This is a genomic window from Streptomyces sp. NPDC054841 (genome assembly GCF_053611045.1).
The window spans coordinates 1-2,204 of the sequence record NZ_JBSGZO010000682.1 but is presented as its reverse complement, the minus strand read 5'-3'; the positions used below and the strand labels follow the sequence as shown (position 1 = coordinate 2,204).

Annotated in this window: 2 protein-coding genes; one reads left to right on the top strand and one right to left on the bottom strand. The window is 68.2% G+C overall.

All coding sequences use genetic code 11. The features are described from left to right. Positions 1 to 1,936, bottom strand: a 1,936-nt coding sequence (locus ACWGI8_RS41680; protein WP_453668665.1) for a hypothetical protein, incomplete at its 3' end; no start/stop codon positions are given. Positions 1,937 to 1,942: 6 nt separating this feature from the next. On the opposite strand from ACWGI8_RS41680, the gene ACWGI8_RS41675 reads away from it, so the two are divergent. Continuing rightward, positions 1,943 to 2,204, top strand: a 262-nt coding sequence (locus ACWGI8_RS41675) for a hypothetical protein (RefSeq protein WP_453668664.1), incomplete at its 3' end; no start/stop codon positions are given.

Sequence of the window (2,204 nt, the reverse complement as noted above, 5' to 3'; positions counted from 1 at the left end):
CGAACCTGCGGGTGATGGAGGCCGCCTGTTGCGGAACCATCACCGTCTGTCCGTCGAGGGTCGGCTTGGACTTCCCCGGCAGGATGCTCATGATCATGCGGAACGTGCTGCCCTGGAGATCTGGGGCCAGCGCCAGACGGGTCTCCGTCCCGTCATGAGGGCCGATGATCAGGCCGTGGGGCACCCGGGAAATGGTGTTGGCGGCCAGCGGGATCAGATGGCCGTCGTTGTCAGTGCCGAAGGCCGGGCTGCTCAGCAGCCAGGTGGAGGGGGTGCCGTCGGCCTTCCGGGCAACCGGCAGACTGGTCCGGGCGTGGGTTTCCCAGCTGTCACCGGCCCTTAGCACGGCCACGGTCAGCGGGCCGAGCCTCTCGACCTCAGCCGCCCACGCCAGCAGGTCCTGGTGGAGCTGCCCCGTGAGTGCGTCGGTCAGCAGGACGACCGGCCAATTCTTCGGCCACTTTTTCACGACCTTCATGAATCCCGCGAGGAACTGGCCAGGAGTGACCGCCCGCAGCCGAGTCGAGGCTGGCTCCGTCGCACCCGGAGCCCGATCTGCGCCAAAGGCCGCCGCGGGTCGTCCATCGAGCAGCGCCAACTGCACGAACGCCCCTTCTCCGAGCAGGTCAGCGACCTCGGGGGCGGGGGCGGGCAGCCGGCCCATCATCTGGCGTGGTGCCGTGGACAGGTACAGCAGCCACGTTGTGAAGCCGACGCGCTCAGGGGCGTCCCACAGCTGCTGCTCCGCCGAGTGCAGCCTTCCGGCGGCGTCAGAGAATGTCCGGACGGTGGGGTTGTCAGTCGTCAGCCACGTGCCGTACTGGAGCCTGGGCTCCGCGACCGTACGGGTGTAGACGCTGGCGATCGCGTCCCGGCCCTGAGAGTCCCGATCGAGGATGGCCTGCTGACCAGGCTCGGGGTAGTGCAACTGTGCTCGGGCGCGGTCGCGCAACCGGTTCATGCCCGCGTTCAGACCGATGTCGGGGCCTTGCGGTGTCTTGGTGAAGAGCTGGATGGGCTCGCCTGGGACGACGTCAGCGAAGGCAGGGTCGTGGAGCAGGTCAACCGCCTCGGTGAGCAGCTGCTGCCATCCGAGGCCGAGCTCTTCCATCACCATCACGCGGAATCGTGTGGCCACCGCCAACTTCTGCAGTCGGCGCAGCTCGGGCAGCTGGCCCGCCTGCGGCTTGAGCACGACCATACGCCCGGTGGACAGCGCGTCGCTCTGCCGTTCGATGTCGCTGCTGAGCAGGCCGAGGCGGGTCTGGCGCACGAGGGGAAGTCCACTGCTCGCAGTCACTTCCTGCCAGGGCAGCTGTGTTCTGCCCGGAATGCAGAAGATCCGCGCGAGCACCGGATCGACGCTGACCCAGTGCCCGGTCTGGGGCACATACACCGGCCCTTCCCACATAGCGTCGAGCCTGCGCAGCGTGTCACGTAGCAGCGTGGCGGTAGCGGAGGGAAGCGGACGCACGTCGAGCGGCTCCGCGGCCTGTGCGTCGATCAAGACAGGCGGCGGCCGGTGGTCGTGCCGGACCGGCACCACCTGAAGTACCCGGTGAGCCGACGAGCGGGCCGATTTCAGATCCGCGGCGAGTTGTTCCAGCGGGTACGGCTCGGACTTGGTACCGGGCAGCAGCGGGTTGCCTTTGTTGTCGACCCGCACGAGGAGCGTCAGCACCGCCGGGTCGGGATGGATGGCGGCGAGCAGGTCCCGCCATGCCGGATCGGTGAGCGCGGCCAGGACGCCTTCACTAACCAGGACCAGTCTGCCGACGGTCCTCTCTGCGATTGCTTGCAGGCCAGCCCGGTTCGGCGCCGTGGGGGAGTCCTGGGATCCGTCGGCGGGGAACGAGACCGGCACTGAAGGCAATTCCGCCAGCAGCGCCTCCACATCCGCAGTCGTCCTCTGCTCGTTCGCGAAGATCCACTCCACCGGTCCATGGCTCCCTCCGTGGGGGACCAGGACCACGTCGAGTTGTGGATCGGTACGCCAAGTGCTGCTCTCGCCGGGTGCCCGTACTCGGGTCCCCGGCATCAGTACGCCGAGCGCTGCCACCAGAGCCTGGATCCCGGGGCCGCGGCCCGGCAATTCGACGGTGTGCTGCGGATTTCCGACCGGCAGGATCCTCAGGCGTGGGATGCCCCCTCGGCCGACCACCAGACGCAGCCATTCAACAAGCTGCTCGGGGGTGCCTTCGATG